Source organism: Mycobacterium sp. E2327, assembly GCF_001672675.1.
Lineage (GTDB): Bacteria > Actinomycetota > Actinomycetes > Mycobacteriales > Mycobacteriaceae > Mycobacterium.
The window spans coordinates 42,807-69,667 of record NZ_LZKE01000041.1 but is presented as its reverse complement, the minus strand read 5'-3'; the positions used below and the strand labels follow the sequence as shown (position 1 = coordinate 69,667).

The 26,861-nt window shown below is 65.6% G+C and carries 29 protein-coding genes; 19 read left to right on the top strand and 10 right to left on the bottom strand.

Annotation, left to right across the window (positions count from 1 at the left end; all coding sequences use genetic code 11):
• The first annotated feature begins 1 nt into the window (after window position 1).
• Window positions 2-1,168: an acyl-CoA dehydrogenase family protein gene (locus A5712_RS05485; protein ID WP_068102270.1), complete on the top strand. Its 1,167-nt coding sequence runs from the start codon at window positions 2-4 to the stop codon at window positions 1,166-1,168.
• Here the strand turns inward: A5712_RS05485 and A5712_RS05480 are convergent.
• The 5 genes from A5712_RS05480 to A5712_RS05460 form a co-directional block, all read right to left on the bottom strand.
• Window positions 1,162-2,301 carry a CaiB/BaiF CoA-transferase family protein gene (locus A5712_RS05480; protein WP_068102268.1) on the bottom strand — a complete coding sequence of 380 codons (1,140 nt, stop codon included), beginning with the start codon at window positions 2,299-2,301 and terminating at the stop codon, window positions 1,162-1,164. The two genes, A5712_RS05485 and A5712_RS05480, sit on opposite strands and share 7 nt — an antisense overlap.
• 5 nt (window positions 2,302-2,306) lie before the next feature.
• Window positions 2,307-3,878 (bottom strand): aldehyde dehydrogenase family protein, encoded by a 1,572-nt coding sequence (locus A5712_RS05475; RefSeq protein WP_068102266.1) that lies wholly within the window; start codon window positions 3,876-3,878, stop codon window positions 2,307-2,309.
• A 3-nt stretch (window positions 3,879-3,881) separates the two neighbouring features.
• Complete coding sequence (locus A5712_RS05470) at window positions 3,882-4,076, bottom strand: ferredoxin (RefSeq protein ID WP_068102264.1); 195 nt, start codon at window positions 4,074-4,076, stop codon at window positions 3,882-3,884.
• A gap of 20 nt (window positions 4,077-4,096) precedes the next feature.
• On the bottom strand, window positions 4,097-5,335 hold the full coding sequence (locus A5712_RS05465; protein WP_068102261.1) for a cytochrome P450: 1,239 nt from the start codon (window positions 5,333-5,335) through the stop codon (window positions 4,097-4,099).
• A 138-nt stretch (window positions 5,336-5,473) separates the two neighbouring features.
• Window positions 5,474-6,637, bottom strand: coding sequence for an acyl-CoA dehydrogenase family protein (locus A5712_RS05460; RefSeq protein ID WP_068102259.1), 1,164 nt, complete (start codon window positions 6,635-6,637; stop codon window positions 5,474-5,476).
• A 219-nt stretch (window positions 6,638-6,856) separates the two neighbouring features.
• Between A5712_RS05460 and A5712_RS05455 the strand changes: the two genes are divergently transcribed.
• The gene (locus tag A5712_RS05455) at window positions 6,857-7,984 is read left to right on the top strand and encodes an acyl-CoA dehydrogenase family protein (RefSeq protein ID WP_068102257.1); all 1,128 of its coding nucleotides are present in this window, start codon (window positions 6,857-6,859) and stop codon (window positions 7,982-7,984) included.
• A 12-nt stretch (window positions 7,985-7,996) separates the two neighbouring features.
• Entirely contained in the window at window positions 7,997-8,566 is a 570-nt protein-coding gene (locus tag A5712_RS05450; RefSeq protein ID WP_068102255.1) for a TetR/AcrR family transcriptional regulator, read from the top strand.
• Here the strand turns inward: A5712_RS05450 and A5712_RS05445 are convergent.
• Window positions 8,556-9,359 (bottom strand): alpha/beta fold hydrolase, encoded by an 804-nt coding sequence (locus tag A5712_RS05445; protein ID WP_068102253.1) that lies wholly within the window; start codon window positions 9,357-9,359, stop codon window positions 8,556-8,558. The two genes, A5712_RS05450 and A5712_RS05445, sit on opposite strands and share 11 nt — an antisense overlap.
• Window positions 9,360-9,427: 68 nt before the next feature.
• Between A5712_RS05445 and A5712_RS05440 the strand changes: the two genes are divergently transcribed.
• Window positions 9,428-10,225: an enoyl-CoA hydratase/isomerase family protein gene (locus tag A5712_RS05440; RefSeq protein WP_068102251.1), complete on the top strand. Its 798-nt coding sequence runs from the start codon at window positions 9,428-9,430 to the stop codon at window positions 10,223-10,225.
• Between the two features lie 219 nt (window positions 10,226-10,444).
• Complete coding sequence (locus A5712_RS05435) at window positions 10,445-10,861, top strand: DUF732 domain-containing protein (protein ID WP_369830362.1); 417 nt, start codon at window positions 10,445-10,447, stop codon at window positions 10,859-10,861.
• A 32-nt stretch (window positions 10,862-10,893) separates the two neighbouring features.
• Here the strand turns inward: A5712_RS05435 and A5712_RS05430 are convergent, their stop codons facing one another.
• On the bottom strand, window positions 10,894-11,691 hold the full coding sequence (locus A5712_RS05430) for an SDR family NAD(P)-dependent oxidoreductase (protein ID WP_068102246.1): 798 nt from the start codon (window positions 11,689-11,691) through the stop codon (window positions 10,894-10,896).
• Window positions 11,692-11,862: 171 nt separating this feature from the next.
• On the opposite strand from A5712_RS05430, the gene A5712_RS05425 reads away from it, so the two are divergent.
• The 9 genes from A5712_RS05425 to A5712_RS05390 all read left to right on the top strand — a co-directional run bounded on the left by A5712_RS05425 (window position 11,863) and on the right by A5712_RS05390 (window position 18,438).
• Window positions 11,863-12,633, top strand: a complete 771-nt coding sequence (locus A5712_RS05425) for an enoyl-CoA hydratase/isomerase family protein (protein WP_068102244.1) — start codon at window positions 11,863-11,865, stop codon at window positions 12,631-12,633.
• Entirely contained in the window at window positions 12,630-13,433 is an 804-nt protein-coding gene (locus A5712_RS05420; RefSeq protein ID WP_068102241.1) for an enoyl-CoA hydratase/isomerase family protein, read from the top strand. Before A5712_RS05425 ends, A5712_RS05420 begins: the two co-directional genes overlap by 4 nt.
• Window positions 13,430-14,215 carry an enoyl-CoA hydratase/isomerase family protein gene (locus A5712_RS05415; protein WP_068102239.1) on the top strand — a complete coding sequence of 262 codons (786 nt, stop codon included), beginning with the start codon at window positions 13,430-13,432 and terminating at the stop codon, window positions 14,213-14,215. Before A5712_RS05420 ends, A5712_RS05415 begins: the two co-directional genes overlap by 4 nt.
• A gap of 22 nt (window positions 14,216-14,237) precedes the next feature.
• On the top strand, window positions 14,238-15,509 hold the full coding sequence (locus A5712_RS05410; RefSeq protein WP_068102236.1) for a Rieske 2Fe-2S domain-containing protein: 1,272 nt from the start codon (window positions 14,238-14,240) through the stop codon (window positions 15,507-15,509).
• Complete coding sequence (locus tag A5712_RS05405) at window positions 15,506-16,039, top strand: aromatic-ring-hydroxylating dioxygenase subunit beta (RefSeq protein WP_068102234.1); 534 nt, start codon at window positions 15,506-15,508, stop codon at window positions 16,037-16,039. Before A5712_RS05410 ends, A5712_RS05405 begins: the two co-directional genes overlap by 4 nt.
• 6 nt (window positions 16,040-16,045) lie before the next feature.
• A complete protein-coding gene (locus A5712_RS05400; protein ID WP_068102232.1) occupies window positions 16,046-16,300 on the top strand; it encodes a hypothetical protein in 255 nt (84 codons plus the stop codon).
• A complete protein-coding gene (locus A5712_RS05395; protein WP_068102230.1) occupies window positions 16,297-17,508 on the top strand; it encodes an acetyl-CoA C-acetyltransferase in 1,212 nt (403 codons plus the stop codon). The genes A5712_RS05400 and A5712_RS05395 overlap by 4 nt, the downstream gene beginning before the upstream one ends.
• Window positions 17,509-17,520: 12 nt before the next feature.
• Window positions 17,521-17,661, top strand: coding sequence for a hypothetical protein (locus A5712_RS30675; protein ID WP_156766429.1), 141 nt, complete (start codon window positions 17,521-17,523; stop codon window positions 17,659-17,661).
• Between the two features lie 63 nt (window positions 17,662-17,724).
• A complete protein-coding gene (locus A5712_RS05390) occupies window positions 17,725-18,438 on the top strand; it encodes a TetR/AcrR family transcriptional regulator (RefSeq protein ID WP_082973285.1) in 714 nt (237 codons plus the stop codon).
• A gap of 28 nt (window positions 18,439-18,466) precedes the next feature.
• Here the strand turns inward: A5712_RS05390 and A5712_RS05385 are convergent, their stop codons facing one another.
• Window positions 18,467-19,030 (bottom strand): TetR/AcrR family transcriptional regulator, encoded by a 564-nt coding sequence (locus A5712_RS05385; protein WP_068102228.1) that lies wholly within the window; start codon window positions 19,028-19,030, stop codon window positions 18,467-18,469.
• 155 nt (window positions 19,031-19,185) lie between these two features.
• Here A5712_RS05385 and A5712_RS05380 point away from each other — a divergent pair, with 155 nt between their 5' ends.
• Window positions 19,186-20,049, top strand: coding sequence for an SDR family oxidoreductase (locus tag A5712_RS05380; RefSeq protein ID WP_068102226.1), 864 nt, complete (start codon window positions 19,186-19,188; stop codon window positions 20,047-20,049).
• 30 nt (window positions 20,050-20,079) lie between these two features.
• Window positions 20,080-21,762: a class I adenylate-forming enzyme family protein gene (locus A5712_RS05375; RefSeq protein ID WP_068102225.1), complete on the top strand. Its 1,683-nt coding sequence runs from the start codon at window positions 20,080-20,082 to the stop codon at window positions 21,760-21,762.
• Here A5712_RS05375 and A5712_RS05370 read toward each other — a convergent pair.
• Both A5712_RS05370 and A5712_RS05365 read right to left on the bottom strand, forming a co-directional pair.
• The gene (locus A5712_RS05370; RefSeq protein WP_068102223.1) at window positions 21,743-22,492 is read right to left on the bottom strand and encodes a hypothetical protein; all 750 of its coding nucleotides are present in this window, start codon (window positions 22,490-22,492) and stop codon (window positions 21,743-21,745) included. The two genes, A5712_RS05375 and A5712_RS05370, sit on opposite strands and share 20 nt — an antisense overlap.
• A 16-nt stretch (window positions 22,493-22,508) precedes the next feature.
• Window positions 22,509-23,339: a PaaI family thioesterase gene (locus tag A5712_RS05365; RefSeq protein ID WP_156766428.1), complete on the bottom strand. Its 831-nt coding sequence runs from the start codon at window positions 23,337-23,339 to the stop codon at window positions 22,509-22,511.
• A gap of 311 nt (window positions 23,340-23,650) precedes the next feature.
• On the opposite strand from A5712_RS05365, the gene A5712_RS05360 reads away from it, so the two are divergent.
• From A5712_RS05360 to A5712_RS05350, 3 genes are read left to right on the top strand one after another with little or no spacing between them, the layout of a single operon-like run.
• Entirely contained in the window at window positions 23,651-24,055 is a 405-nt protein-coding gene (locus A5712_RS05360; protein ID WP_068102218.1) for an SCP2 sterol-binding domain-containing protein, read from the top strand.
• A 4-nt stretch (window positions 24,056-24,059) separates the two neighbouring features.
• Window positions 24,060-25,598, top strand: coding sequence for an acyl-CoA synthetase (locus tag A5712_RS05355; protein ID WP_082973284.1), 1,539 nt, complete (start codon window positions 24,060-24,062; stop codon window positions 25,596-25,598).
• Window positions 25,595-26,860, top strand: a complete 1,266-nt coding sequence (locus A5712_RS05350) for a cytochrome P450 (RefSeq protein WP_068102216.1) — start codon at window positions 25,595-25,597, stop codon at window positions 26,858-26,860. Before A5712_RS05355 ends, A5712_RS05350 begins: the two co-directional genes overlap by 4 nt.
• Window position 26,861 lies beyond the last annotated feature (1 nt).

The window sequence follows — 26,861 nt, the reverse complement described above, 5'->3', positions numbered from 1 at the left end:
GATGAGCACCGACACCGTGTGCACGACCGGCCAGGAGGAGCGGGCGATTCGCGATGCCGTGAGCGGAATCGCCAGCTCGTTCGGTCCCGACTACTACCAGCAGCAGGTCGACAGCGGCGGCAATTGCGCGGAGCTTTGGGATGCGCTGGGCGCCAAGGGGTATCTCGGTGTGCACCTGCCCGAAAAATACGGTGGTGGGGGACTGGGGCTGGCCGAGCTGGCGATGGTGGTGCAGGAAACCGCCCTCTCGGGTTGTCCGCTGCAGGCCATGCTGTTCTCGGCGGGAGTCACCGGAACCATTCTGTGTCGCAGCGCCAGCGAGGAGCAGAAGGCCCGTTGGCTGCCCGGCGTGGCCGCCGGGCAAACGCGGCTGTCGTTCGCGATCACCGAGCCCGATGCGGGGGCGAACGCCCACCGGATTTCCACGTCGGCCCGGCGGGACGGCGAGCGCTACGTCATCAATGGCCAGAAGGTCTTCATCACCGGCATGGAGGCGGCACAGTGGGTGATGGTCGTGGCGCGCACCGGCATCGACGAACACAGCGGGCGCGGGCGTTTGTCTGTCTTCATGGTGAAGGCCGATACGCCCGGCCTGTCGTGGACGCCGATCCGGACGGTGATGAACCAGCCGGACAAGAGCCATCAGGTCTTCTTCGACAATGTGGAGGTGCCCGTCGCGAATGTGGTCGGTCCGGAGCACAAAGGGCTGGCGGTGGCGTTCACCGGACTCAACGCCGAGCGAATCCTGACCAGTTCGATCTGCACCGGCGTCGGACACTACGCCCTGCGGAAAGCGGTTGCCTACGCCAACCAGAGGCGGGTATGGGATCAGCCGATCGGCGCGCACCAGGCGGTCGCGCATCCGTTGGCCGCCGCGCACATCCATCTGCAAGCCGCCCAGCTGGTGGCGAACCGCGCCTGCGAACTCTACGATCGCGGATCCGAGGTGGGGGAGTTGGCCAACATGGCGAAATATCTTGGGGCCGCGGCCGGACTGGAGGCGCTGGACGCGGCCGTTTCCGTTCACGGCGGCAACGGCGTCACCTACGAGTACCAGCTCGCGCCCTACTTTTGGCTGCTGCGCATGCTCAACATGGGACCCGTCTCAAAGGAGATGATCCTGAACTTCGTGGCCGAGCATTCCCTCGGGCTACCGCGGTCTTACTGAGAACTGGAATCGGTCGCGGCCACGCCGTCGTCAATCGCCCAGTCGCGCAACACATCCGCTGTGTCGGCCCCCACCGGGGGCGGCGGAGTCGGGCGCCGCGGGATGGTTCTGCTGAAGCGGGGCGCGGGCGCCGGCTGAGTGACGCCGCCGACGTCGATGAACGTGTCGCGGGCGGCCAGGTGCGGATGGGTGGCCGCCTCGGTCAGTGACAGCACCGGCGCCACGCAGGCATCGGTTCCCTCGAACACCGCCGCCCAATCGGCGCGGGTCCGTGCCGCAAACGCATCGGATATCGCGTCGCGCAGTCGCGGCCACTCCGACGGCTCATCGCGCAGCGCGGCGACGTCGTCGGAAAGCCCTAGCAACCGGGTGAATTCGGCGTAGAACTTCGGCTCGAGGGCCCCGACGGCCATCCATTGGCCGTCGGCGGTCGCGTAGGTGTCGTACCACGGCACCCCGCCGTCGAGAAAATTGGACCCTCGCCGATCGACCCATTGCCGGGCCGCCATGAGTCCGTGCAGCAGCGCGGTGAGCGAGCTGGCGCCGTCCACGATCGCCGCATCGACGACTTGGCCATGACCCGATCGGCAGGCCTCCCACACCGCGGCAAGCACGCCGATCACGAGAAAGGTTGAGCCACCGCCAAAATCGCCCAAGAGATTCACCGGCGGCACGGGTGCCTGCCCGGTCCGCCCAATCGATGCCAGCGCCCCGGTCAGGGCGATGTATCCGATGTCGTGCCCGGCGGTCGACGCCAACGGACCCGACTGGCCCCAGCCGGTCATTCGTCCGTAGACCAGTCGCGGGTTGACGTTCCAGCAGTCGGCGGGGCCCAACCCGAGGCGTTCCGTCACACCAGGCCGGAAGCCCTCGAGCAGCACGTCGGCCTTCGCCACCATCGACAACACGGTGCGCAGGCCGTCTGGATCGCGCAGATCCACCACGATCGATCGGCGGTTGCGGCGCAACACATCTTGCTCCGGGGGCACTCCGCTGGCGGGAGGCCCGGGGCGCTCGACGCGAACGACGTCGGCGCCCAGGTCGGCGAGCAGCATGGCCGCATACGGCCCCGGACCGATACCGGCGAGTTCAATGACCTTGAGCCCGTCCAGCGGGCCCCGGGAATCCACCATATGGCTTAGCGAGCCTTGGGGCCCAGGCCCAGCCGACGCCGCCAGTCGTGCATTTCGAGCAGTCGAAGCACCGCGCTGGAGATCCGGGCCTTACGCGGAGAGTACGGGTACCAGTGTGTCTCGGAGGGCAGGTTGAGCTTCTCGCTGACCACCGCCTGTGCGCGACAGTACTTTCGGATGCCGTCGGGCCCGCCCATGCGATGGCCGAGGCCGGATTCCTTCCAGCCGCCCATCGGCAGCGGGAACTGGAACACGTGCATCATCGCGTTGTTGATGTTGACCCCGCCGGCCTCGATCCTCCTGCCGACGCGCTCGCCGCGCTCCTTGCTCGTCGTCCAGACGCTGGCACCCAGACCGTAGGCGCTGTCGTTGGCGAGCGCGACGGCTTCGTCCTCGCTCGAGACCTTCATGATCGGAAGCAGCGGCCCGAATGTTTCCTCGCGCATGCACGCCATCGTGTGGTCGACGTCCACCAGCACGGTTGGCGGGTAGAACAGGCCACGCTTCGCCCGCTTTCCGCCGGTCAGGATGCGCGCGCCGCGCGCCACCGCATCGCTGACGTGGCGCTCGACGATCGCCATCTGGGCTTCGTTCGCCAGCGCACCGATGTCGGTGGAAAAGCTGCCGGGTTCATCGTGTCCCTGGCGGAGCTTGTTGACCTCGTCGACGAGGCGCGACGTGAACTCGTCGTAGACCGAATCCTCGACGTAGATCCGCTCCACGGCGACGCACGACTGGCCCGAGTTGAACAGCCCGCCCCAGATGGCCCCGCGGACGGTCCGCTGCAGCGGCGCATCGGACAGCACGATCATCGCGTCTTTGCCGCCCAGTTCGAGGCTGACCGGGATCAGCCGTTCCGCGCAGTGGATGCCGATCTGACGGCCGGTCTTAGTGGAGCCGGTGAACTGCACCATGTCGACGACGTCCACGACTGCCCTACCCGTGCCACCCCGGCCCGTCACGCAACCCAGTACGGGTGGAGCGCCGATTTCCTCGTTCCAGCCACGCACGACTTCGGCCCAACCCAGCGGCGTTTCCTCGGACGGCTTGGTGAGCACAGCCGCACCGGCCATCAACGCCTGTGGCACGTCGAGCATCGGCATTCCCAGCGGGTAGTTCCACGGGGTGATAACGCCGACCAGTCCGTAAGGGCGGTAACGGATTTTGAGGTTCTTGGCCGCCGACGCCGGCCCGTGCGGGCGGCGGGTCTCGTCGGCCAGGAACTCTGCGCCGTGTTTGGTGTAGTAGTTGATGACTTCCATGCACACCAGCAGCTCGATCTGCGCATCCCCCCAGGACTTGCCGGCCTCACGATGCACCAGGCCCAGGATGCGGTCCTGGTTGTCGACGATCCAGTCCAGCCACCGCCGCAGATAAACCGCACGGCCCTCCGGACCCAGTGCCTCCCAGGCTGGCTGGGCCGACCGCAGTTCGGAGGCGATTTGCGACACCTGGTCGGCCGGCATGTTCGCGACCACCCCGACCAGCGACCCGTCGGCCGGGTTGCGCACCTCGACGACGGGAGCGCCGGGCCCGCCTTCGTCCTTGCTTACGGTGGTTTCTTCGGCGGTGGTCATAGTTCAGTCCTCAATGCGAATCGCGCTGACCGGACACATCATTGCGGCTTCCTCCACCGCCGAACGCAGCCGCTCATCGGGTTGGTCGTTCAGCAGGGTCACACCGTCTTGGTCATCTTCGATCGCGAACACGTCGGGTGCGGCCATCACGCATTCCCCGTGAAGTTCGCATCGGCCGGTGTCAACGATGACTTTCATTGCGCGTCAATCCCGTTGGGTCAGGCAGGGGTGACGGTGACGGGCAGCTGGTATACCCCCCGCGAGTAGGCGTCGCGCACGTAGTCGATGTCGCCGGCGGGGGTGATGTCCTTGGTGCGTTGCAGCAGTTCCTCGAGCAGGATCTTCATCTCCAGTCCCGCGACGTGCTTGCCCAGGCACTGATGCGGGCCGCGGCCGAAGCTGACGTGCGGATTTTTCTCGCGGGCCAGGTCGAACGCGTTGGGGTTGTCGATCGCGCGCTCGTCGAAATTGCCCGCGGCGAACAACATCAGCACGACATCGCCCTCTTTGATCTGCTGCCCGTGCAGCTCGTGATCCGCGGTGGCGGTGCGCACCAGATGCGTGAATGGCGTCGCGATGCGCACGATTTCCTGGATCGCGGTGTTGGGGATGTCGTGGGCGTGCTCGCGCAGCCACGCCATCTGCTCCGGGTTGCGCATCAGCTCGTGCATGCCGTGCGACAACGAGGTGCGGGTGCTCTCGGCGGCGCCGGAGGCCAGCAGCGCCACGTTCCCCATCAGCTCGTCCTCCGAAATGACCTCCGCGCCGGCCTGGACCAGCTGGGTGATCACGTCCTCGCCGGGCTCGCGGCGCTTGAGCTCGCCCAACTCCACCGCGTAGCCGAGCAGGTCGAAGATGGCCTGCATGACGTATTCGAACGAGGGAGTGATGCGGGTGTCAAACGGTGCGGCGAAGGTGTCCACCCAGGCGAAAAACTTCTCCCGGTCGCCGTTGGGAACGCCCAGCACGTCGCCGAGGGCCTCCATCGGCATCGCGTGACCGATGTCGGTGACAAAGTTGAAGGTGCCCTTCTCCAGCGCCGCGTCGACGATGTTGACGGCGTACTCGCGGAACTTGTCCTCGAGCTTCTTGACCATGCCAGGGGTGAACGCCTTGCTCATGACCCCCCGTTGCGTGCGGTGCTTGGCCCCATCCATCGTGAGCATCGCCGGCTTGCCGCCCACCTTTGGGTCGAGCGGGGTCACCTTCCACATGTTCACACCCCCGCGATCGGCGGCGTAGAGCTCGGAATTGCGGTCCACGGTCCAGATGTCGGCATTGCGGCTCACGATCCAGGCCCGGTCGATGAGCATCGGATCGTTGAACTCGTGCAGGTAGCAGGGTGCCTCGTCGCGCAGGTACGCGTACTGCTCCAACGGCAAGCCGAAGGTCGTCGGGTCACCGTTGGCGTACGTGTCGGCGTCCAGAACGCGAATGTCGGGCTTGGCCGTGGTCATCTACTGGCTCCTAACCGGGAGGTGACGGAGGGGCTTTAGACCCACGGACCGGACCACCCCCGTAAGAATTATGAGTTGAGCAGTCTCAATTGTGGTTCTTCGGTGCGCAAAGTGTCAAGCGTCATACCCGGATCCTTCTCAGCGGGCCGGGCGCAGGCCGAGGGTGGCGGAGATGATGTCGCGCTGGATCTCGTTGGTTCCCGCATAAATTGTGGGAGCGATGGACAGTCGCAAGTGTCGCTGCATCTCGAACTCGGTGCTGTAGCCATAGCCACCCATCATCTGGACGCCTTCCAACGCAACCTTTTTCGCGGTTTCGGTTACCTTGACCTTGGACATCGACGTCGCGCGCACCCACTCCTCGGGAGCGCCGATCTCATGCTCGATGTGGTGCACGGTCGCATAGGTGAGCGCCCGTGCGGCCTCGATCTCGATGGCCAGGTCGGCGATGCGGTGCCGGAGCGCCTGAAACGACCCGATCGGCGCGCCAAACTGCTCCCGCTCGGTGACGTAGGCCAGCAGGTCGTCGAAGGCGCGCTGCGCCATGCCCAGGCCCTGCGCCGCGCAGACCAGCCGCTCGCCGTTCAGGCCGGCCATTATCTGTTTCCACGCGTTGCCCTCGGTGCCCACCACCGCCGACTCGGGGACGAAGACATCGGTAAAGAACAGGTCGTTGACCTCGCTGCCGCCCATCGTCGAGATCGGTCGGATGTGCAGCCCTTCGGCGTCGGTGGGGACCTCGAGCAGAGTCAGACCATCGTGGGGCCGCACACCGCGCGAGGTGCGAACGACCACCAGGATCGCGGCCGCGAATTGTGCGTCGGAACACCAGGTTTTCTGCCCCCGCACGCGCCAGCCGCCGTCGACCTTCTCGGCCTTGCAGCTGACCGCCGACGCATCGGAGCCGGCGCCGGGTTCGGAAATGCTGATCGGCATCACCTTGCCCGAGCAGATCAAGCCGAGCGCGGCCTTCTTCTGCTCTTCAGTGGCAAACCTCTTGTAGATGCCCGCCACGGTGTGGGAGCTGCCCGCTCCGTGGACCGGGGCGAGGCCCCGCCACAGCTGCTCGAAAAGGATGACCTGCTCCGTGAGTCCGCCACCGCTGCCGCCGTACTCCTCGGGAATCGATACTCCGAGATAGCCAACATCGGCCAGCTTCTGATACAGGCCCGCATGGTGTTGCTCGGCGCCATGGTCGGTCAACGCATCGCGCTGCTCGCGGGTGCCGCATTCCTTGCGGCAGAATTCCCGGACGGCGCGGGCGAACTCCCGTTGCTCCTCGGTAAGCCCCACCGCGTCCATCTCGGCTCCTTGCAGAACGACCGCTCGCGCCGTGGGATCGGAGGCTCGCGTTAGTTCCAGTGATTATGAGTCAGTTAGTCTCAATAGTAAGCGCGAGGCTTTGGCCTGGTCAACATCGCCGGTAGCCGGGGGCGACCTACTGCCCGCAGGCGTGAACAATGTACGCGCGCGGAGATAACGAGCGTTTACTATAAACGCTCAGCCGTACGAAGGAGCGTTATGACCCGCTCGGTTTTCACCGAGGAGCAGGAGCAGTTCCGCGGCGCGGTGCGCAAGTTCCTCGAGGACGACGTGGCGCCGGAGTATCCAACCTGGCTGGCCGACGGGAAGCCGTCGCGGCGGTTTTGGCGCGCCGCGGCGGGCGTCGGCATTCTCGGAATCGGTGTCCCCGAGCGGTTTGGCGGCATGCCCGGTTCGGACTACCGACACAGTGCCGTCGTCACCGAAGAGATCCAGGCGCTGGGCCTGGCCATTGGCGGTTTGCGCGTGCAGACCGATATCTGTCTGCCCTACTTGCTGCACCACGGCTCGCCCGAACAGTGCGCCGCCTGGCTGCCCCGCATGGCTGCCGGGGATGCCGTTGTCGCGCTCGGGCTCTCCGAGCCGGGCGCCGGTTCGGACCTCAAGGCAATGTCGACGCGGGCCCGCCGGCGCGGGGATCACTATGTGGTCGACGGCGCGAAGACGTTCATCTCCAACGGCGCCGCGGCCGATTTGGTGATCCTGGCCGTCAAGACCGACCCGGAGGCCGGTCGGCGTGGCATCAGCCTGCTGCTGGTGGACACCTCGACGCCCGGCTTCGCGCGGGGCCGCAAGCTGGACAAGCTGGGCCTTGGCGCGCAGGATCTGGCGGAGATCTCGTTCACCGACATGAGGGTCCCCGTCGAGAACCGCCTTGGCCAGGAGAACGAAGGGTTCACGTACCTGACGTCGAACCTCGCGCAGGAACGCTTGTCGATCGCGGTGAATTCGCAAGCCGCGGCCTCGGCCGCCCTTTCTTGGGCGGTTGAGGATCATCGACGCGTCGGCGACGCGGGTCAGGAGGTGAAGTTCACGCTGGCGCAGTGCGCGGCCGAGGTGGCGGCCGGTCAGTCGCTCATCGACCAGGCGTTAACGCGCCACGTAGAGGGGCGGCTCAGCGGCAGCGATGCGGCGATCGCCAAGCTGTATTGCACGGAGCTGCAAGGACGGGTCGTGGACCGCTGCCTGGCGATGTCGCACCCGTCGGCCGCACTGCGGGGCAACTCCCGGTTGGGCAACGCCTATCTCGATGGCCGGGTGAGCCGGATCTACGGCGGGTCCAGCGAAATCATGAAGGTAATCATCGGTCAGAGCCTCGGCCTGTGAGACGCTGCTAACGTGACGCGCGACGAAAAGATCCTGGCCGCAGCCGAGAAGCTGTTCTTCGAGCGCAGTTTCGACGGTGTAGGCGTCGACGAGATCGGCAAGGTCGCCGGCACCACCGGGTCGGCGATCTACCGCCACTTTCCGAGCAAGGATGCGATCTTGGCGGCCCTGTTCGACAAGACTCTCGACACGATTCTGGTGCGGCTTGGGGAGCCCGACGACGACCCGATGGCCGAGCTCAACAAACTGGTGCGCGCGTTTGTCGGCCTGGCCAACAGCCACGAGCGTTTGGTGTCGATCTGGCTGCGCGAGCAGCGCTCACTGGCCGAGCGCTATCGCCGGGAACATGACCGCCGGCAACGCCGCATCAACCAACGGTGGACGGATTGCCTGAAGCGGTGTTACCCCGACCGCTCGACCGACGAGATCGTCACCGCCACACGGGGTGTCCAATTGTTGTTGCTGTCCGAGGCGCTGCGCCCTCCGGGTGGGCGGCGTGCCAAGCAGGCCGAGGAACTCCTGGCGGAGATGGCATTGGCATCTCTGCGCGCCCTGGAGCCGGAGCCGGCCGCTAAGCGGTGACGAACTTGAGCAGCGCGGATTCGAACGCATCCGGTGCTTCCAGCATTGGATAATGGCCGCAATCGGGCACTTCTACGAGGGTCGCGTCGGGTAGTTGCTGCTGCAGCCAGCGGGCCCCCTTGGCCGAGTGGACCGGGTCGATGGCACCGATGATCTGTAGCACCGGCTGGGTGACCCGCGGGATGTCGGCGAGCAGATCGGTCGTCAGGAGCGACCGATAGCACGCGACCGCGGCCCAGGACGGCATCCGAAGCGAGCAGCGCACCAGCCAATCGACCGTTCTCGGATCCGGCTCGTGACCGAACGCCGACGCGATCGTGCGATACCGCGCCCCCACCCGGTTGGCGTGCTCGTCAGCGACCATGGCCTCGAGCATCGGCCCGGGCGGCCCACCGAACGGAAATCCTTCGCTGCGGCTCGCGCGAACCCCGTTTGACCCGACTAACACCAGCCCGGTGACCAACTCGGGTGCCGCCGCGGCGGCGCGAAAGGCTACTTGCCCGCCGAAGGAGTGGCCAACCACCGTCAGGCCATCAATTTCGAGCCGGCCGAGCACCGAGAGCAGGTCGGCGGCGAGGTGCTCGACGTCATAGCCGCGCAGTGGGTTATCGGAGAATCCGTGGCCGCGTTGGTCCACGCACAGGACGCGAAGTCCGCGCTCGGTGAGCACCCGCACTTGGCGATCCCACAGCTCGTGGTCGAGGCCGAAGCCCGAAATCAGCGCCACGACGGGGCCGTCGCCGAGATCTTGCACGTGAATCCGCACACCATCTTCGACTTCGACAAATGCCACTTCAGGTCTCGCCCTCGATCGGGTAGATTTATGAGCTTCCAAGTCTTAATAATACCGGGGAAGGCCTCATGAGCACCAGCCTCGAAGCGCTATCCATAAACTCCCTGGGCGGGGGAGTGAGCGAGATATCGCTGATTCGCCCAAAATTGTTGAATCGGTTCGACAATCGTTTGCAGGTTGAACTGGCAGCCGCGCTCGAAGAGCTCGGCAAAGACGCTGGCGTCCGCGCGATTGTGCTGGGGTCCACTGGAAGCGCGTTCTCCGCCGGTGGGGACTTCGCCTTGATGCGGGCCGCCCATGACGACGCGGATTCGCGGCGCGAAACCGTCGACGCCGGCGGCAGGCTGCTGCGGTCGTTCCTTGACCTGCCCCAGCCGATCATCGCTGCGGTGCAGGGGCCGGCGATTGGCCTGGGCGCCACGGTGGCGCTGATGTGCGACGTCGTGGTTGCGGCAAGGGCCGCGAAACTCGCCGATACTCATGTGAAGGTGGGTCTGGTCGCCGGCGACGGCGGTTGTCTGGTGTGGCCGCAGGCGGCCGGCATGCTGCGTGCACGGCGTCACCTGCTCACCGGGGATTCACTCGACGCGGCCACCGCCTATCAGCTGGGCATGGTGACCGACATCGTCGACGAGCCCGACGACGTGCTGCCGTGTGCCCGTGAGATCGCCAAGCGCATCGCGGCTCTGGCGCCGCTGGCCGTCCAGGGCACGAAACGTGCGCTGAACCATGTGACTTCGCTTCGGGCCGACGAAGTCGTCGAGCTGGCTTTCGAACTCGAGGAGCAGACCCTGACCAGCGAAGACCTGCTGGAAGGCATCGCCGCGTTCAAAGAAGGCCGCGATTCCAACTTCGTCGGTCGGTGAGAGCACGATGACTCTGCGAACCGGTTGCGATGCAACCACTTACAGCGCCATCGTTCCCGACTGTCACATGCCGGGCGGGTGGACCCGTGGCACGACGTGCGGTAAACGGGCGTTAAGCAGAGACCGGGATTCGCACATCCGCCGGGTCTTGACAATCCGCTGGGACTTTGTTGATCTCCTTGGAAGTAGACCGGGGGAGCGGCTCATCCGCCGGAATGACTGCAAAGGACGTTAGCGATGAAGCGTCGAGTGTCAGTAGCCGCCATAATCGTCAGCGCCGTTGCGGTCGGTGGGGTCTCAGGGGCGGTGGCGCCGCGGGCGCAGGCCAAACCCGCGCCCGAGGTTGAGTACATGTACAACGTGGCGGTGCGGCGGCACTACAACTTTCCCAACAACGACGCGATCGGCTACGGCTACGGCATCTGCGGCAAGGTCACCGGCGGCGAGGGCTACCCCCAGATCATGGGTGATGTGAAAAACGATGTGACGCCCAACGACGAGTTCGCTGCGAATTATCTCGTCTCGTACGCCGTCGACATCTTGTGCCCCGCCCAGATCTGGCAGCTGCGGAACTCGGCGCAGGGGTATCGCCCGCCGCCCGGCCAGGAGTATTTCGGCAGTCCCGGCGCCGAATGAGCAGCTGGACCACGCGATCGGGCCGGGACCGGCTACGGAATCGTGTAGCCGCCGCTGACCGAGATGAGCTGCCCGGTCACCTGCCGAGCCGCTGTCGGTGAGCAGAACCACGCCGCGGCCCGGCCGACGTCCTCGGCGGTGGTCAGGCGGCGCAACGGGGTGCCCTTGATCATGTAGTCGATCTGGTCGGGGTTGAACACGTTGTCCTGGCCGACAGCCCAGAGGCTGGATTCACCGACCGCCTCCGGACCCTCCGGGATCACCAGGCCGGGGCAGATGATGTTGGACCTGATCCCGTGGCGGCCGTGCTCGCGCGCGACGGTCCGGGCCAGGGCCACCACCGCGGCCTTCGACGCACCGTAGATGCCTTGACGGATCTGCCCGAACGCTGCGTCGCTGGCGATAAACGCGATCGCACCGCCGCCGGCCTCTTTCATCGGACCGATCGCCGCCTGGGTGGCGGCGACAGCGCTGAAGAGGTTGATTTCGATGGTGCGCTGCCACTTGTCACGATCGGTGTCGGTCGCGATGAAGCCGGGCACGCTCCACCCGGCGTTGTTCACCAGGACATCGATGCCGCCCCAGTTGTCCACTGCGGTACCGATCGCGGACTCGGCGCCGCCGGGAGCGGTCAGATCATCGATCGCGAGTTCGACGTCGGCCGCGCCACGCGCCTGTGCCTCACCCCGCACGCGCTCCGCCTGCGGTTTGTCGATATCGCTGATCACGATTCGGGAGCCCTCCGCGGCAAACACGTGAACGATGCCGCGCCCGATGTTGGATGCGCCTCCAGTCACCACCACCCGGGCGCCTGCCAATCCAAGGTCCATCCGCTCCTCCTCGTCCGGGCGGCTGTTGTGGCCGCTGTAATGTTAGTTTAACGTGGATTAGAAACTATGGTTCCATGGTCTCGGTAGGGAAAGGTAGTTTATGGCTGTGTCGCTCCTTGACCAGCGCGTCGTCGGCGACGGCGGTTACGGGCGCAAGCGTGGGATGCGCCGATGACACTGGTGCTACGCGACGTGGCCGACGGGATCGCGTGGATCACGCTCAATCGACCGGAACGGATGAACGCCATCACCGTCGCGCTGAGCGGTGAGCTGGAGCAGGCGATCGTCGAATTGGGCAACGACCCCGCCGTCACCGTTGTCGTCATCCGAGGCGCGAAGGGAAACTTTTGCGCCGGTGGTGATTTCGATGAAGTGGAGCAGCTGCGTTCCCAAGGGCCGGATGCGCTGCGCCGGCTGTTCGCGGCGTTCCGCGACGCCTGCGAAGCCATCACCCGCGTCGAGGCCCCGGTGGTCGCGGCGGTCGAAGGCATCGCGATGGCGGGCGGCTTCGAGCTGATGCAGGCGTCGGACATTGCACTGGTCAGCGAGGACGCCAGGATCGCCGACAACCACATCAAGTTCGGCATGATCCCCGGCGGCGGCAGCACTCAGCGGTTGGCGCGGCTGGTCGGCCGACAGGAGGCGCTGGGCCTGCTGCTATCGGGGGACCGGATCTCCGGTGCCGACGCCGTTCGTCTCGGCCTGGCGTATCGCAGCTTTTCCCAGCCCGAGTTCGACGACGGCGTGCGACGGTTTGCGGCCGATCTGGCAGGCCGCCGGCGCGAGGCCGTCGCATCGGTGAAGCGGCTGGTCTACGCCGGCCTCGAGGTCGCGTCAGCGACCGGATTGGACGACGAAATCGATTCCGTGGTGGACCACATCTGCGGGCGCGCCGGGCCGAACGGGGTGGCCGCTTTTCGGCAGCGAGGAGTGCAGCGATGAGTGCAGTAGAAACAACCGCGCCGGTCGCGCTCGACGTCGCCGACGGCGTCGCCCGGCTGCGCCTGAATCGACCCGAGGCGTCCAACGGGATGAACGTCGAACTCCTTAGAGCGCTTCATGAGGAGATACTGGCGTGCCACGCCAATCCCGCGGTACGAGTCGTTCTGCTCACCGGTGCGGGCCGCAATTTCTGTGCCGGCGGTGATATCCACACTTTCGAGTCCAAGGGTTCGGGTCTTCCGGACTACCTGCGCGAGGCGACAGCATGGCTGCAATTGGCCACCGCCGCATTGATTCAGCTCAAGGCGCCGGTGGTGACCGCCGTGCAGGGTTTCGCCGCAGGCGGCGGCGGACTGGGATTGGTGTGCGCATCCGACATCGTCGTTGCCGCACGCTCGGCGAAGTTCTTCTCGGGCGCGGTCCGGGTCGGCATGGCCCCCGACGGCGGCTCGTCGGTCACCCTGCCCCAACTGGTCGGCCTGCGCCAGGCGCTGCGAATTCTGCTGACCAATCCGACGTTGACGGCCACCGAGGCGCTCGAGATCGGCTTGATCACCGAGGTGGTCGACGATGACGAACTACCAAGCCGCGCCGCACAACTGGCGACCGAGCTCGCTGCGATGCCGGCCAAGGCGCTGTCCGCCACGAAACGGCTGGTTTGGAGTGGACTCGGTTCATCGGTCGAGGAACGTCTGGCCGAGGAGGCGCGCACCGTCTCGGAGCTATCCGGAACCGCCGACGCGCTGGAAGGCCTGCGGGCCGTCATCGAACGCCGCAAACCGAATTTCACCGGCCAATGAGCGCCGACTGTGTCCTGGTCGAAGACCGCGCCGCGGTGCGGGTCATCACGTTGAACCGGCCCGACAAGCGCAACGCGATCGACATCCCCGTCCGCCTCGAGCTCGCAAAAGCGTTGGAGACAGCCGACGCCGACCGCTCGATCCGGGCCATAGTGTTAACGGGAGCCGGCCCGGCGTTCTGCTCGGGCGGCGACATCGCCTCGATGGAGCCGCTCGCTCCGGAGCCTGCCATGGAGCGGGTGCAGCTGGCGCAGAGGGTGATTCGTGCGATCTGGGACACACCCAAGCCGGTCGTTGCCGCGGTGGAAGGTTCCGCCTACGGCGCCGGCGCCGCGCTCGCGGCGGCCTGCGACCGTGTCGTCGCCGCCACGAACGTGCGCTTCGCGACGACGTTCACCAACGTCGGATTGGCCGGCGACATGGGCATATTCGCCTCACTGCCCAGGCGGGTCGGAATCGCCCGCGCTCGCCAGATGCTGATGATGCCGGCCCCCGTCGACGCGCCCGCCGCACTGGAGATGGGCCTGGTCGACGCGCTCGCCAACCCGGGAAGGGCGTTGCAGGTGGCGCTGACCGATGCCGAGCGCTTGGCCGCCGGTCCGGCACAAGCCTATGCGGCGATCAAATCGCTGCTCGCCGCGGCGGCGTCGCTCAGCCCATTGGAGATCCTGGATCGCGAGGCCGAGAACCAGGCACGGTTGTTCGGCAGCGATGACTTCGCCGAAGGGGTCGCGGCGTTTCGCGAAAAGCGCCGGCCGGAGTTCGGAGCGGTCCGGCAATGAGTTCTCCCGAGAGGAGCCATAAGTGACCTCACTGATCGAATCGGCCGCCGCCGCCGGCAGTCGATACGAGCGATTGATCAAACCCGACAAGGTGCACGGGTCGCTCTACACCGACCCGGACATCTTCGCCGAGGAGCTGCGCAAGATCTGGTATCGCACTTGGGTGTTCGTCGGACACGAGAGCGAGGTTTCCCAGGCCGGCGACTACGTGCGGAAGCGGCTCGGGCTGCAGGACGTGATCATGACCCGAGACCGGGACGGGCAGCTGCATCTGCTGCTGAACCGTTGTTCGCACCGCGGCAATCAGGTCTGCGCCGATGTCAAGGGCAATTCGTCGACCTTCCGCTGCCCCTACCACGGGTGGACGTTTCGCAACACCGGCGAGCTCGTCGGTTTCCCTTTTTTCAAAGGCTACGGCCGGCGTGACCTTGACCTGCCGCTGGGGCGGCTGCCACGAATGGACAGCTACCGCGGTTTCGTGTTCGGCAGTTTCGCCGCCGATGGCCCCAGCCTCGTCGAACATCTCGGCGCCGCGGCCGGCGAGATCGACCGGCTGGCCAGGCTGTCGCCCGAAGGTCGAGTCGAGCTGACCGCCGGCTGGCTGCAGCATCAGACCCGCGCAAACTGGAAACTATTGGCGGAGAACGAAACCGACGGATATCACCCGCAGTTCGTGCACGGCTCGATATTCGGTGTCACCGGCAGCCCGATCGGCGCGTTGTACAGCGACACCTCGACGGCGGTGACGCGGGATTTGGGCAACGGTCACAGCGAAAACGATCTGCGGCCCGAGTTCCGCAAGTTCGCCGAACCGATGCGCTGGTTCGGCACCACCGAGGACCGAGTGCCCGACTACGTCGCCGCGATCCGCCAACGCTACGGCGCCGACGCCGAAAAAATCCTCATCGAGGGCGGCCCTCACGTCATGATCTTCCCGAACCTCTTCATCGCCGAGATCCAGGTCTTCAACATCCAACCGGTCGCAGTCGGCGAGTGCATCCAGTACTCCACCGCGGTCCAGCTGGCTGGCGCGCCGGAATTGAACAAGCGGATGGTGTCGCAGTGCATGGGCTCGGTAGGCCCCGCCGGCATGCTGCTGGCCGACGACACCGAGATGTACGAGCGCAACCAGATTGGCATCGAGGCCCTGACACCCGAGTGGCTGGACGTGCGTCGCGGGCTCACTCGGGAACGCGTCGACGAGAACGGCTTCACCATCGGCGGAGCCACCGACGAGACCGGAATGCGCGGGTTTTGGTCGCGCTACAAGACGTTGATGGAGGCGCAGTCATGACGAGCACAGCGCTGGACAACGCCGCGGCGCTGGGGCCCGTCCCCGACGGCTTCGACCGCTGGGACGTGGAGCAGTTCCTCTACCGCGAAGCGCGTTACGCCGACGAGTGTGACTACGACGCCTGGGAAGCGTTGTGGACCGACGACGCGCTCTACTGGGTTCCCGTGGCCACCACCGACGACCCGCTGCGGACGATGTCGGTGATCTACGACAACCGCAGTCGCATCGCGACCCGGCTCAAGCAGGTCCGCACCGGTAAACGGCACGCGCAGGCGCCGCCGTCCAATCTGCGGCGCATGCTGTCCAACATCGAATTCCTGGGCGGCCGCGGCAATCCCAGTGGTGGCGTCGACCTGGAGGTGGGCGCGAACTTTTTGGTGTTGGAGTCCCGTGCCCGCGGCAACCACCTGTGGGGTGGCCGGGTGACCTACCGGCTGCGCCGTCAAGACGGTGAGTTGCGGTTGGCGTACAAGAAGGTCGTCCTCGTGGACAACGACCGGCCGATCCCCACGCTGGGCTTCCTGATCTGACTCGACATGACGATTGAATTCGGCGACAGCGAATCCGTGAACCTGCCGGGCGATGGTCCGGTGATCGGCAGCGAATTCGCGCAAGTATCTGTGACTTTCGATACCGCGGGAAATTCGCCACGCCTGAGACTGGAGGACCTTCGCTCAGGTCGCGTGCGTTACCTCGACGCGCTCGAACTGGAAACCATCATCTGGTTGCCCCAGGAGCGTCTCACCGCGCTGATGGATCCGTCCGCCGGCCGCTGGCGGGACGACGCGTGAAGCGTGCCGCGATCGTCAGCCCGCTTCGCACCGCCGTCGGCACGTTCGGCGGCAGCCTGCGTCCCCTGCGCGCCGAGGACCTCGCCGCCCGCGTCATCGAGGCGGTGGTGGAGCGCAGCGGCGTCGATCCAGCGGTCATCGAAGACGTCGTCTTCGCCCAGTCCTACGCCAACTCCGAGGCACCCTGCATCGGACGCTGGGCCGCCTTGCACGCCAATCTGCCGATCAGCGTGCCCGGTCTGCAGATCGACCGGCGCTGCGGCGGCGGCCTACAGGCCGTGCTCACCGCGGCGATGATGGTGCAGACCGGTGCCGCGGACGTGGTGCTGGCCGGTGGTGTCGAATCGATGAGCAACATCGAGCACTACAGCACCACCGCTCGATGGGGCGCGCGCTCCGGTAACCAGATGCTCTACGACCGGCTCGATCGCGGCCGCGAATTGTCGCAGCCGACATGGCGATTCGGTCCCAGCAGCGGCATGATCGAGACCGCCGAGAACCTGGCGGCCGACTACGGCATCGACCGTGACGCCGCCGATAGCTTCGCGGCCCGCAGCCATCAGCGCGCCGCCGCGGCCCAGCAGGCGGGCCGCTTCGACGACGAGATCGTCACCGTGCAGGTGCCGCAGCGCAAGGGCGCGCCGATCGAATTCGCCGACGACGAAGGGATCCGCGCCGACACCACGCCCGAAACCCTCGCCCGCCTGCGTCCACTGATGAGCGACGGCACGGTGACGGCCGGCAACTCCAGCCAGCAGAACGACGCCGCGGCGGCCTGCCTGGTGGTTGCCGAGGATCGCCTCGAAGACCTCGGCCTGGAGCCGCTCGGCTACCTCGAAGGGTGGGCGGTGATCGGCTGCGAGCCGTCACGGATGGGCATCGGACCCGTGGGCGCGGTCGAAAGGCTTTTCCGCAGAACCGGTTTGTACTTTGACGACCTGGCGCTGATCGAGATCAACGAGGCATTTGCCGTGCAGGTGCTGGCCGTACTGGCCGGGTGGGGAATCAAGCTCGACGACGTCGACGACCGGTTGAACGTCAACGGGTCCGGTATCTCGCTGGGGCACCCGATCGGTGCCACCGGAGTCCGGATCCTGGCCACCATGCTGCATGAGCTCCGCCGGCGCGGCGGTGGCTTGGCGCTGGAGACGATGTGCATCGGCGGCGGTCAGGGCATCGCCGCGATCTTCCGGGGAGCCGCGTCGTGACCGCGTCCCATCGTGCGCGCGATGTTCGGCATGGTGCTCTCGGCTGCCCTGCACGGTGATTGGATGGGCCTGGGCAAGAAGGTCTCCTACAAGCGCATGATCGACGCCATGACACAACTCACCGTCCGCGGATTGCGCGTCCCGGAAGACTGAATGGAACTTGCGGAAAGCAATCGTTGGCCATTGAATGCCGGGCCAGACGCGTAACCTTGGAATATGTCAAAGGTGCCATTTCTTGCCAAGACAAAGGTTGAAGACAACGATCCGAAATCCGAACGGACTCGGACGCGCATCCTCGATGCCGCCGCCCATTTGCTCAGCGTCAATGGCTTCGCGGAGACCCGGCTCGCCGATGTAGCCGAGTCCACGGATATCCCGTCATCGGCGATCTACTATCACTTCCCATCCCGGGATGACCTCATCGAAGAGGTGATGTACCGCGGGATCAGCGACATGCGCCAGCGCCTGCAACAGGTGTTGGACGGGCTACCCGCCGGCACCCCGCCGATCGATCACATCATGGCTGCCGTGGAGGCACACCTCCGGAACGAGCTGGAGCTCTCCGACTACTGCACCGCTTGGATCCGCAATTCGGGCCAGCTTCCCGAGGAACTGGCCAAACGGCAAAAGAAAGAGGCGGCCGCTTACGGGCGCATTTGGCAGGGGCTGTTTGATGATGCAGTTTCCGCCGGGGAAATCAATCCCGAATTGGATAGCGCATTGGTGCGATTGCTGGTGCTCGGGGCCCTGAACTGGGTGGCCGAATGGTGGGATCCTCGCCGCGGGTCGGTCGACGACATCGTGGCCAAGGCGCAGCTCGTGTTGCGCAGCGGCCTGATGGCCACGAACGGCGCGGCCGCCCAACCCAGCGCGAGCAGCGCCAGACCGGGCAAGCTTAGGCATCTGTTCGGCTGGCCGCATCGCCGGTAGCGCTGTCGAGCAGGAACGACCAGCAGACTCAATCGCGGGGGACCGAGGCGAACCGGCCCGCATCGAGTGCGTCGAGCAGCTGGCCGACGATCCACTCCAGGGCGGCCTTGTCGGGAGGTAGGGTCGCCTGCTCGTAGCCGACGAGCAGGTACACGGCCCAATCGGCGAACAGCTGTGCCTGGCGTTCGTCGTGCAAGATCTCCACCGCGGATTCGTGCAGGATCTGGTGGCGTTCGGCGTCGACATCCACTTGCACGGCATGGACATCGGAATCGGCGCTGCTCCACGCGCGGATCGCGGCCTCGGCGCGGTGCGGCAGATTCAAACCGATGTCGATCATGCGGTCGATGCGCCGCCGTGGATCGGGTTCCGTTCGAATCCACTCCACCAGCCGGACGGTGTTGGCCTGTCGCCAGAACTCGACCAGTTCTTTCGTGTATGTCGGCCAGTTCTCGAAGAAGTGATAGAACGAGCCGCTGGTGACCCCGAGCCGGTTGCACACCTCGGCCAGCTTCAGCCCGCCGTAGCCAAGGTCGGAGAGCACGTCGAGGCCCGTTTCCAGGTAGGCCACCCGCGATACGCCGCTCACCATGCTTGGGACTTTAGCCGGTAGGTCGGGCGCGGAATTCCTCCTCGGGTTCGGAACAGGGGAGCTTGCCCAACCCGCCCATCGCGGTTGACGCTCGTCCATATTTTAATCTACGTTAAACTGAGCGCCAGCGCGTCATACGAGCGGAGGAAACACAAGTGCCCGGAGTGCAGGACAAGGTCGTCATCGTCACCGGAGCCGGGGGAGGGCTGGGCCGTGCCTACGCGAGGTTCCTTGCCGGCAACGGCGCGCTCGTCGTCGTCAACGACCTCGGCGGGGCTCGGGACGGGTCCGGTTCGGGCACCAGCATGGCCGACGCCGTGGTCGAGGAAATCCGGGGCAACGGGGGCCGGGCGGTCGCGGACTACTCCAGCGTGGCCACCCGCGAGGGCGCCGAAGCGATCGTCGCCACCGCGATCGAGCACTTCGGCGCCGTGCACGGTGTGGTCAACAACGCGGGAATCCTGCGTGACGGGGCGTTCCACAAGATGACCGACGAGAACTGGGATGCCGTGATCAAGGTGCACCTCTACGGCGGCTACCACGTGACTCGGGCGGCGTGGCCGCACCTGCGTGAGCAGAAGTTCGGCCGCATCGTGATGGCGTCGTCGACCAGCGGGATATACGGCAATTTCGGCCAGGCCAACTATGGGGCCGCCAAGCTGGGGCTGGTCGGCCTGATCAACACCCTGGCGATCGAGGGCGCAAAGTATGGCATCACCGCGAATGCGGTCGCTCCGATGGCGGCCACCCGGATGACCGCCGACATCGCGCCCAAGGAAGTCCTGGACAAACTGGACCCGAACCACGTCGCACCGGCGGTCGGATACCTGCTCTCCGAAGAGAATCAGGAATCCGGCTCGGTGTTCGTCGTCGGCGGCGGGCTGGTACAGCGGGTGGCACAGTTCCAAAACGACGGCGTCACCTTCGGTGAACCGCCGACGCTGGAACAGATCACCGAGCGCTGGGCGGAGATCAGCGACATGTCGAACGCGAAGCCCGGCACCAACCCGGTGGGATAGCAACGGGGCCAACGTGGTTGGAGCGGTCCGTTGACCACGAGCATCGAGGCGCGACGGCGGTCGCTTCGCGAACGCTTCCCGGTGTGGCAGCCGCGCACGCTCGCGGGATGGCTTGACCTATGCGCCGAACGTTATGGCGACCGTCCCCTGGTGCTGGCCGACGACACGCGGCTCAGCTATGCGGATGTGGCGGCCGAGTCCCGATGTCTGGCCGACGGCCTCGCCGCGATCGGTGTTCGCCCCGGGGATCGCGTGGGCATGGTCATGGCGAATTACCCGCAATTCGTCACCGTGAAGTTCGCTATCGCTCGGGTCGGGGCGATCGCGGTGCCGCTCAACTTCTTCTATCGGCAGGATGAATTGCGCTACGTCCTTGCGGATTCCGGATGCCGGGTAGTGGTCACTATGACGGAATTCCGCGGCCTCGACTACCAGTCGATGTTCGACGGGATCGCGCCAGGCTGGGATTCACCGACGCCCGCCGGACCGTGGACGGCGGTGCTGCTCGACACCGATGGCCGAGCGCGGCAGGGCTGCCTGACGGTGGCCAGCCTGGCCGCGCTCGGGGACGAAAACCGCGACGCCAGCGCCGGTTTGGTCGTCGCTCCGCTCGATGCCGGCGACATGCTGTACACGTCCGGCACCACCGGCTCACCCAAGGGGGTCCTGGTCACCCATGACGCGGTGTTGCGGACGGCGTACGCGTCGGCGCTGACCCGGGCCTACGAGGACGGCAGGCGAATACTGTTCTCGCTGCCCTGCTACCACATGTTCGGCTATATCGAAGGATTGCTGTCGGTCATGTTCGTCGGCGGTGCGATCATCCCGCAGACCACGTTCAGCGCGGAGGGTTATTTCGCCGGAGTCGAGCGCCACCGTGCCAGCGACATCCTGTGTGTTCCCACCATGGCCGTCGCACTGATCGAAAGCCCGGCCCGCGAGCGGTACGACCTCGGCTCCCTGAACGCGATGCTGTGTGGATCGGCACCTGCGCCGATCTGGCTGTGGCGGCGAATCGAGGACGACTTCGGGGTCAGCGAAATCGTCACCGGTTACGGGATGACGGAGTGCGGGGGCGCGATGACGCTGACCCGGCCGGAAGACTCGCTTTGCCTGACATCCGAAACCGTCGGAAAGCCTAAAATGGCCGGCGCTGCCTCGGTTCCGGGCACCGATGCCCTCGTTGTCTACAAAGCGGTGGATCCCGAAACGGGCGAGGATGTGCCCATCGGCGAGGAAGGCGAGTTGGCTTCATCGGGGCCCACTGTGATGTTGCGGTATTGGAACCGGCCCGAGGAGACCGCGGCGGCCGTGCGTGACGGCTGGCTCTACTCAGGAGACGTCGGTCGGGTACGCGCCGACGGCTACCTTCAGGTGACCGGCCGGAGCAGGGAGCTGTACAAGAGCGGGGGAGAGCTGGTGATGCCCAAGGAGATCGAGGACCTCCTGGCGGCAAGCGACGAAATCAGCCAGGTCTTCGCCGTCGGTTTGCCCGACGACCGATGGGGCGAGATCGGGTGTGTCGTCGTGGTTCCGGCGCCGGGCGCGACCCTGTCCGAAACCGATGTGCTCGATATCTGCCGCGCGAAGCTGGCACGATTCAAGGTGCCCAAGCGGGTGGTGTTTTACCGCGCGGAGGACCTGCCAACCACGGCGACGGGCAAGGTTCAGAAATACAAGCTCGTGCAGCAGCTCACGTCGCAGAGGCGTTGACGCGGTCAGCCGTCATGCCGACGCCGGCGCTCCCGTCGTTTGGTTGGCGCGCGCGCATCCGTGCGACCGCGACGGTCACGCCGACCAACATCACGAACGCGCCGATTCCGGTGAGGAGGTACTGCCAACTGGCAAAGCCGCCACCGTAGTAGCCGACGGTCACGCCCCACCAGAGCACGACCATCGCGGCGAAACACCCGTAGATGACCGGAGATTGCGCCACGGCGGATCGCCGCCGCAGGAGCAGGGCCGTGGTCGCGAGTGGAAGGAAGAACAGCGTGATCGCGGGAACCGCCTGGTAGAGGGGATCGTCCCAGACGATCTTCATGTACTCCCAGACGATCACGAATGCCACGGCGCCGCCGACGACCAGGGCGGTCCATTGGGCTTGGGTGCCGTTGCGAAGGTACTCCGCTCGCCCGACTTTGATCGCCTGGGCGAAGAAGATCAATTCAAGGATCAGCGCGCTGAGCAGTCCGAGCCAGAACAGCTTGAGGAACCAGTGGTCGTACGTGTTGAACCAGATGTTGAAGCGGGCTACGACCCCAACGTCGTGCGCGAACCACAGGAACGTGCAGGGCAACGGGATCGAGATCCAGCCCTCGCGCCGGGTCATGACGACCGCGGTTATCATCGCGATGTTCTGCAGCACCATCGAAAGCCCGAAACCCACCAGGATCGGAACCGTGTTGTTGTCGATGGCTTCGAGAATCGCGTGCACGTCGTACATTCACGAATCGTATCGGTTATATGCGGACGTCTCGTTGTCGTACACGGTAAGTAACTGTCGATCGGGTGCACACCGCCCCATCCGCGGCCCGGCCAAGCACGTCGACCACCGCGGAGGTGGAGCCGACGCGCTGTAGATCGGCTCGCACTGTGATCGCTGCGTCGCCTCGTCCGGGTCGAAGGAAGATCGTGTGCAACCCGGCCGGAACCAACGCCGGATTGTGCTGCGCGACAGCCCGAGACGCCGCCATTTCCACCAGGCAGGTCCAGACGCCGCCGTGCACGAAGCCCATGAAATTGGTCCATCGCGACGGCTCGGACAGCGTGATTAGGACGGCGCCGTCACCTGCGCCGTGATCGACACCCAGGTAGTCGTCGATGTTGGCGGCCGGGCGGCACGTAGGCGGCGTCGCAGGCGGCGCCTCGAGCGGCACAACGGCCGCAGGAGAAACGGGCCGATGATGCAACCACGCGGAGTAGGTGGCGAGGAGATTGCCTTGCTCATCGCTGAGCTGGCCGCGGGCGTAGCCGCCACCGGCATCGACCATTGCGGCATCGGCGGCCGCCCGCAACCTGGTGAACGCCGGGACGGGCGCCAGGAAGTCGACCGCGATTTGCGACGTCACCAACCACCAGCCCGCGGGAAGTTGAGCGAAAATGCTCTCACCCATCACATGATCCAGCGCCGTGCCGACCGCGCCGGACTGCGGTTGCCCCAGGTTGTTTCGTGACCACGGACCCAGCACGACGTCGCACTGCCGCTGGTTGCCGGAGCTCACGCAGTTCTGCAGCCCGAACTTGACCTCCACCGACGTGGGGTCGTCGACCTCGCAGGGCCTCGTCGTCACATGTCACCCTTTGCTGACCTTGGAGAGGCCTCCGTGCGGGGCCAACCTACCCAATAAATTTAACCTATTCTAGAAAATGTCGCCTAGCAGCAGCGCATTGCCATGTATGCATCGTTGGGTTTTAATCCAGGTTAAGGCGATGCGCGCGCGGGCGGGAAGGTGGTGCACCCGGCGGGAGCCTTGACCATAAGTCAACTTATGGTACCGTCTCTGTGACGGGGGTCATAGGTGGCCAACCAGGGTTGATCATGACGGCGCTCCCGGCTCAGATCGAAATCTAATCAAGAATAGATTTGGGAGAGAAAAGGACAATGGGGTTCAAGAACTCGGCGGAGGTCGCGAAGTACATCGGCGGCATATTCGAGACGGCCTTCGACGATCCAGAGATCGGTCCCAAACTGGTCGACACCGGGCTCGTGGTGGCGTTCGCCTTCATCGAGCCGGAAGCCCTCGTCGTCATCGACATGGCGAACAAGTCGGTCCGCGAGGGACTGGAAGGCGGACCGTCGCCAACGGCGACGATGTCCATGACGGCCGACACCGGCAACGGCTACTGGCAGGGCAAGGTCAATCTGCCGCTTGCCATGGCCAAAAAGAAGATCAAGGTCGAAGGCAACGTGGCGAGCCTGCTCAAGCTGGCTCCACTCGGCAAGAAGCTCTACCCCGGCTATATCGAGCGGCTCAAGAACGACGGTCGCGACGATCTCCTCGTCTGATCGCATGTTTCCGGGTACCCACGCGGCGTCGGCGCCGGACCGGCCGGCCGTGATCATGGCCGAGTCCGGTCGGGCGCTTACCTACCGAGAACTCGACGACAATTCGGCTCGACTGGCGGCGGCGCTGCACGCAATGGGCTTGCGCCGGGGCGACGTCGTCGCCATGCTCTCGGACAACACCGTCGAAGCGTTCGAGATCTACTGGGCCGCATTGCGTTCCGGCCTTTACATCACCGCGGTGAACTGGCATCTGACTTCCGAGGAAGCCGCCTACATCGTGCGTGACAGCGGCGCGCAAGTTGTCATCGCGTCCACTGGGGTGGCAGAACTCGCCGAGCAGCTGCCCGATTTGGTTCCCGAGGTGCGGCATTGGTACTCCTTCGGTGCCGCAATCACCGGGTACCTGCCCTACGGCGCGCTCTTGGCCACGACGGATACCCGGCTGAGCGATCAGCCGCGCGGTTCGGAGATGTTGTACTCCTCGGGCACCACGGGACGGCCCAAGGGCATCAAGCCGCACCTGCTGCCGATCCAGGTCGACGAACCCGGCGACCCGCTGATCGGGCTGCTGGCCCATGCCTTCCAGATCTCCAGCGTCGACGTGTACTTGTCACCGGCGCCGATCTACCACACCGCCCCGCTGAAGTGGTGCGCCGGCGTTCAGGCGCTGGGCGGCACGGTGGTTGTGGTGGAGCGCTTCGACGCCGAGAAGGCGTTGGCCGCCATCCAGAAGTACCGCGTGAGTGTCACTCAGATGGTCCCGACGATGTTCGTCAGGATGCTCCAACTGCCGGACGAGGTGCGCGGCGCGTACGACGTGTCTTCGCTGCGCATGGCGGTGCACGCGGCCGCCCCCTGCCCGCCCGACGTCAAGGACGCAATGATCGACTGGTGGGGCCCGATCCTCGTCGAATATTACGGCGCGACGGAGCAACACGGCACCACGGTTATCACCACGGCCGAGTGGCAGAACAAGCGTGGGTCGGTCGGCAAGGCCGCCCTCGGTGTCCTGCACATCTGCGACGACGACGGTACCGAGCTGCCCCTGGGCGCGGTTGGCACCATCTACTTCGAACGCGACGTCGTGCCCTTCGAGTATCACAACGATCCCGAAAAGACCGCTTCCTCAAGGCATCCGGCACACCAGAACTGGGCCACTGTCGGCGACATCGGCTATCTCGACGAGGACGGCTACCTGTTCTTGACCGACCGCAAGGCATTCATGATCATCTCCGGTGGGGTGAACATCTACCCGCAGGAAGTCGAGAACGTGCTGGCGCTACACCCGAAGGTCTTCGATGTCGCGGTGATCGGCGTGCCCGACCCGGAGATGGGGGAACAGGTCAAGGCGGTCGTTCAATTGCGGCCCGGGACAACACCATCGGCCGAACTGGCCGACGAGATCATCAGCTATGTCCGGGACCGCATTGCGCATTACAAGGCGCCCCGGACCGTCGACTTCGTCGACGAGTTACCACGAACACCCACCGGGAAGCTCGTGAAGAGAATGCTGAAGGCCCGCTATGTGGAGGCAAGCGCATGACAACTGACACGGCCCCGAAGATCGACCGCCCGCCCTTCGATCCGGTGAGCATCTCGTCGCTGGAATTCTGGGCGCAGAGCTTCGACGAGCGTGAGAAGGCGTTCAAGATCCTGCGCGACGAACGCCCGGTCAGCTGGCACCGACCGATCGAGGGCTCGATGATGGAGCCCGAGGTCGACGGCGTCTGGGTGGTCACGCGCAACGAGGATGTCTGCTACGTCAGCAAAAACCCGGAGATCTTCTGCTCCGGGTATGGCATCACGTTCGAGGCCGTTCCCGAAGAGATGCTCGAGGCCGCCCAGTCGTTCCTGGGCATGGACGGCGCCAAGCACTCGAGCCTGCGCAGGCTCGTCAGCTCCGTCTTCACCCCGCGGCAGGTGGCTAAGATCAAGGACCAGATCGACCGCCAGGCGAAGTCCATCGTCGACGATCTGCTCAAGACCAAGGAGGGCGACTTCGTCGAGCAGGTGTCAAAGCGCCTGCCGATGTGGACCATCTACGAAATGCTCGGTCTACCCGAGGACGAGCGCGACGAGGCGGCACACCTGGCCGACGGCATGGTGGCCTGGGCCGACCCCGACGTTGCGGCCGGTCGCGAACCCGCCGAAGTGCTGACCGATTCGCTGGTCGGGCTGCTCAACATCGGCATCGGCCTGGCCGAGAGGCGGAGGGCGCACCCGCAGAACGACCTGATGAGCTCGCTGGTGCAGGCCGAAGTCGACGGGCGGCGACTCACCGACGACGACCTCGGCCCCTACTTCGTGCTGCTGTCCGTGGCCGGTAACGACACCACCCGCACCACCACCACCTTCACCACGCTGGCGTTGCAGCAGTTTCCCGAGCAAAAGGCGTTGCTGGAAAAGGATTTCGATGGGCAGATCAAGGTCGCCATCGAAGAATTCGTCCGCTGGACCACCCCGGTGATGACGTTCCGGCGCACCGCCACCCGGGACACCGAGCTGCGCGGCCAGCACATCCGCGAGGGTGACTGGGTGACGATGGTCTACTCGTCGGCCAACCGCGACGAGCGGGTGTTCGCCAACCCCTACGAGTTCGACATCACCCGATCGCCCAACCCCCACGTCGCGTTCGGCGGCGGTGGCCCGCACTTCTGCATGGGTGCCTTCATGGCGAAGATGCAGTTGGAAGCGATCTTCCGCGAGCTGATCTTCCGGGCGCCCAACCTGCGGGTCGGCGAGCCCGAGTATCTGACCGGAAACTTCATCACCGCAGTCAAATCCCTGCCCTACACCCTCGATTAGG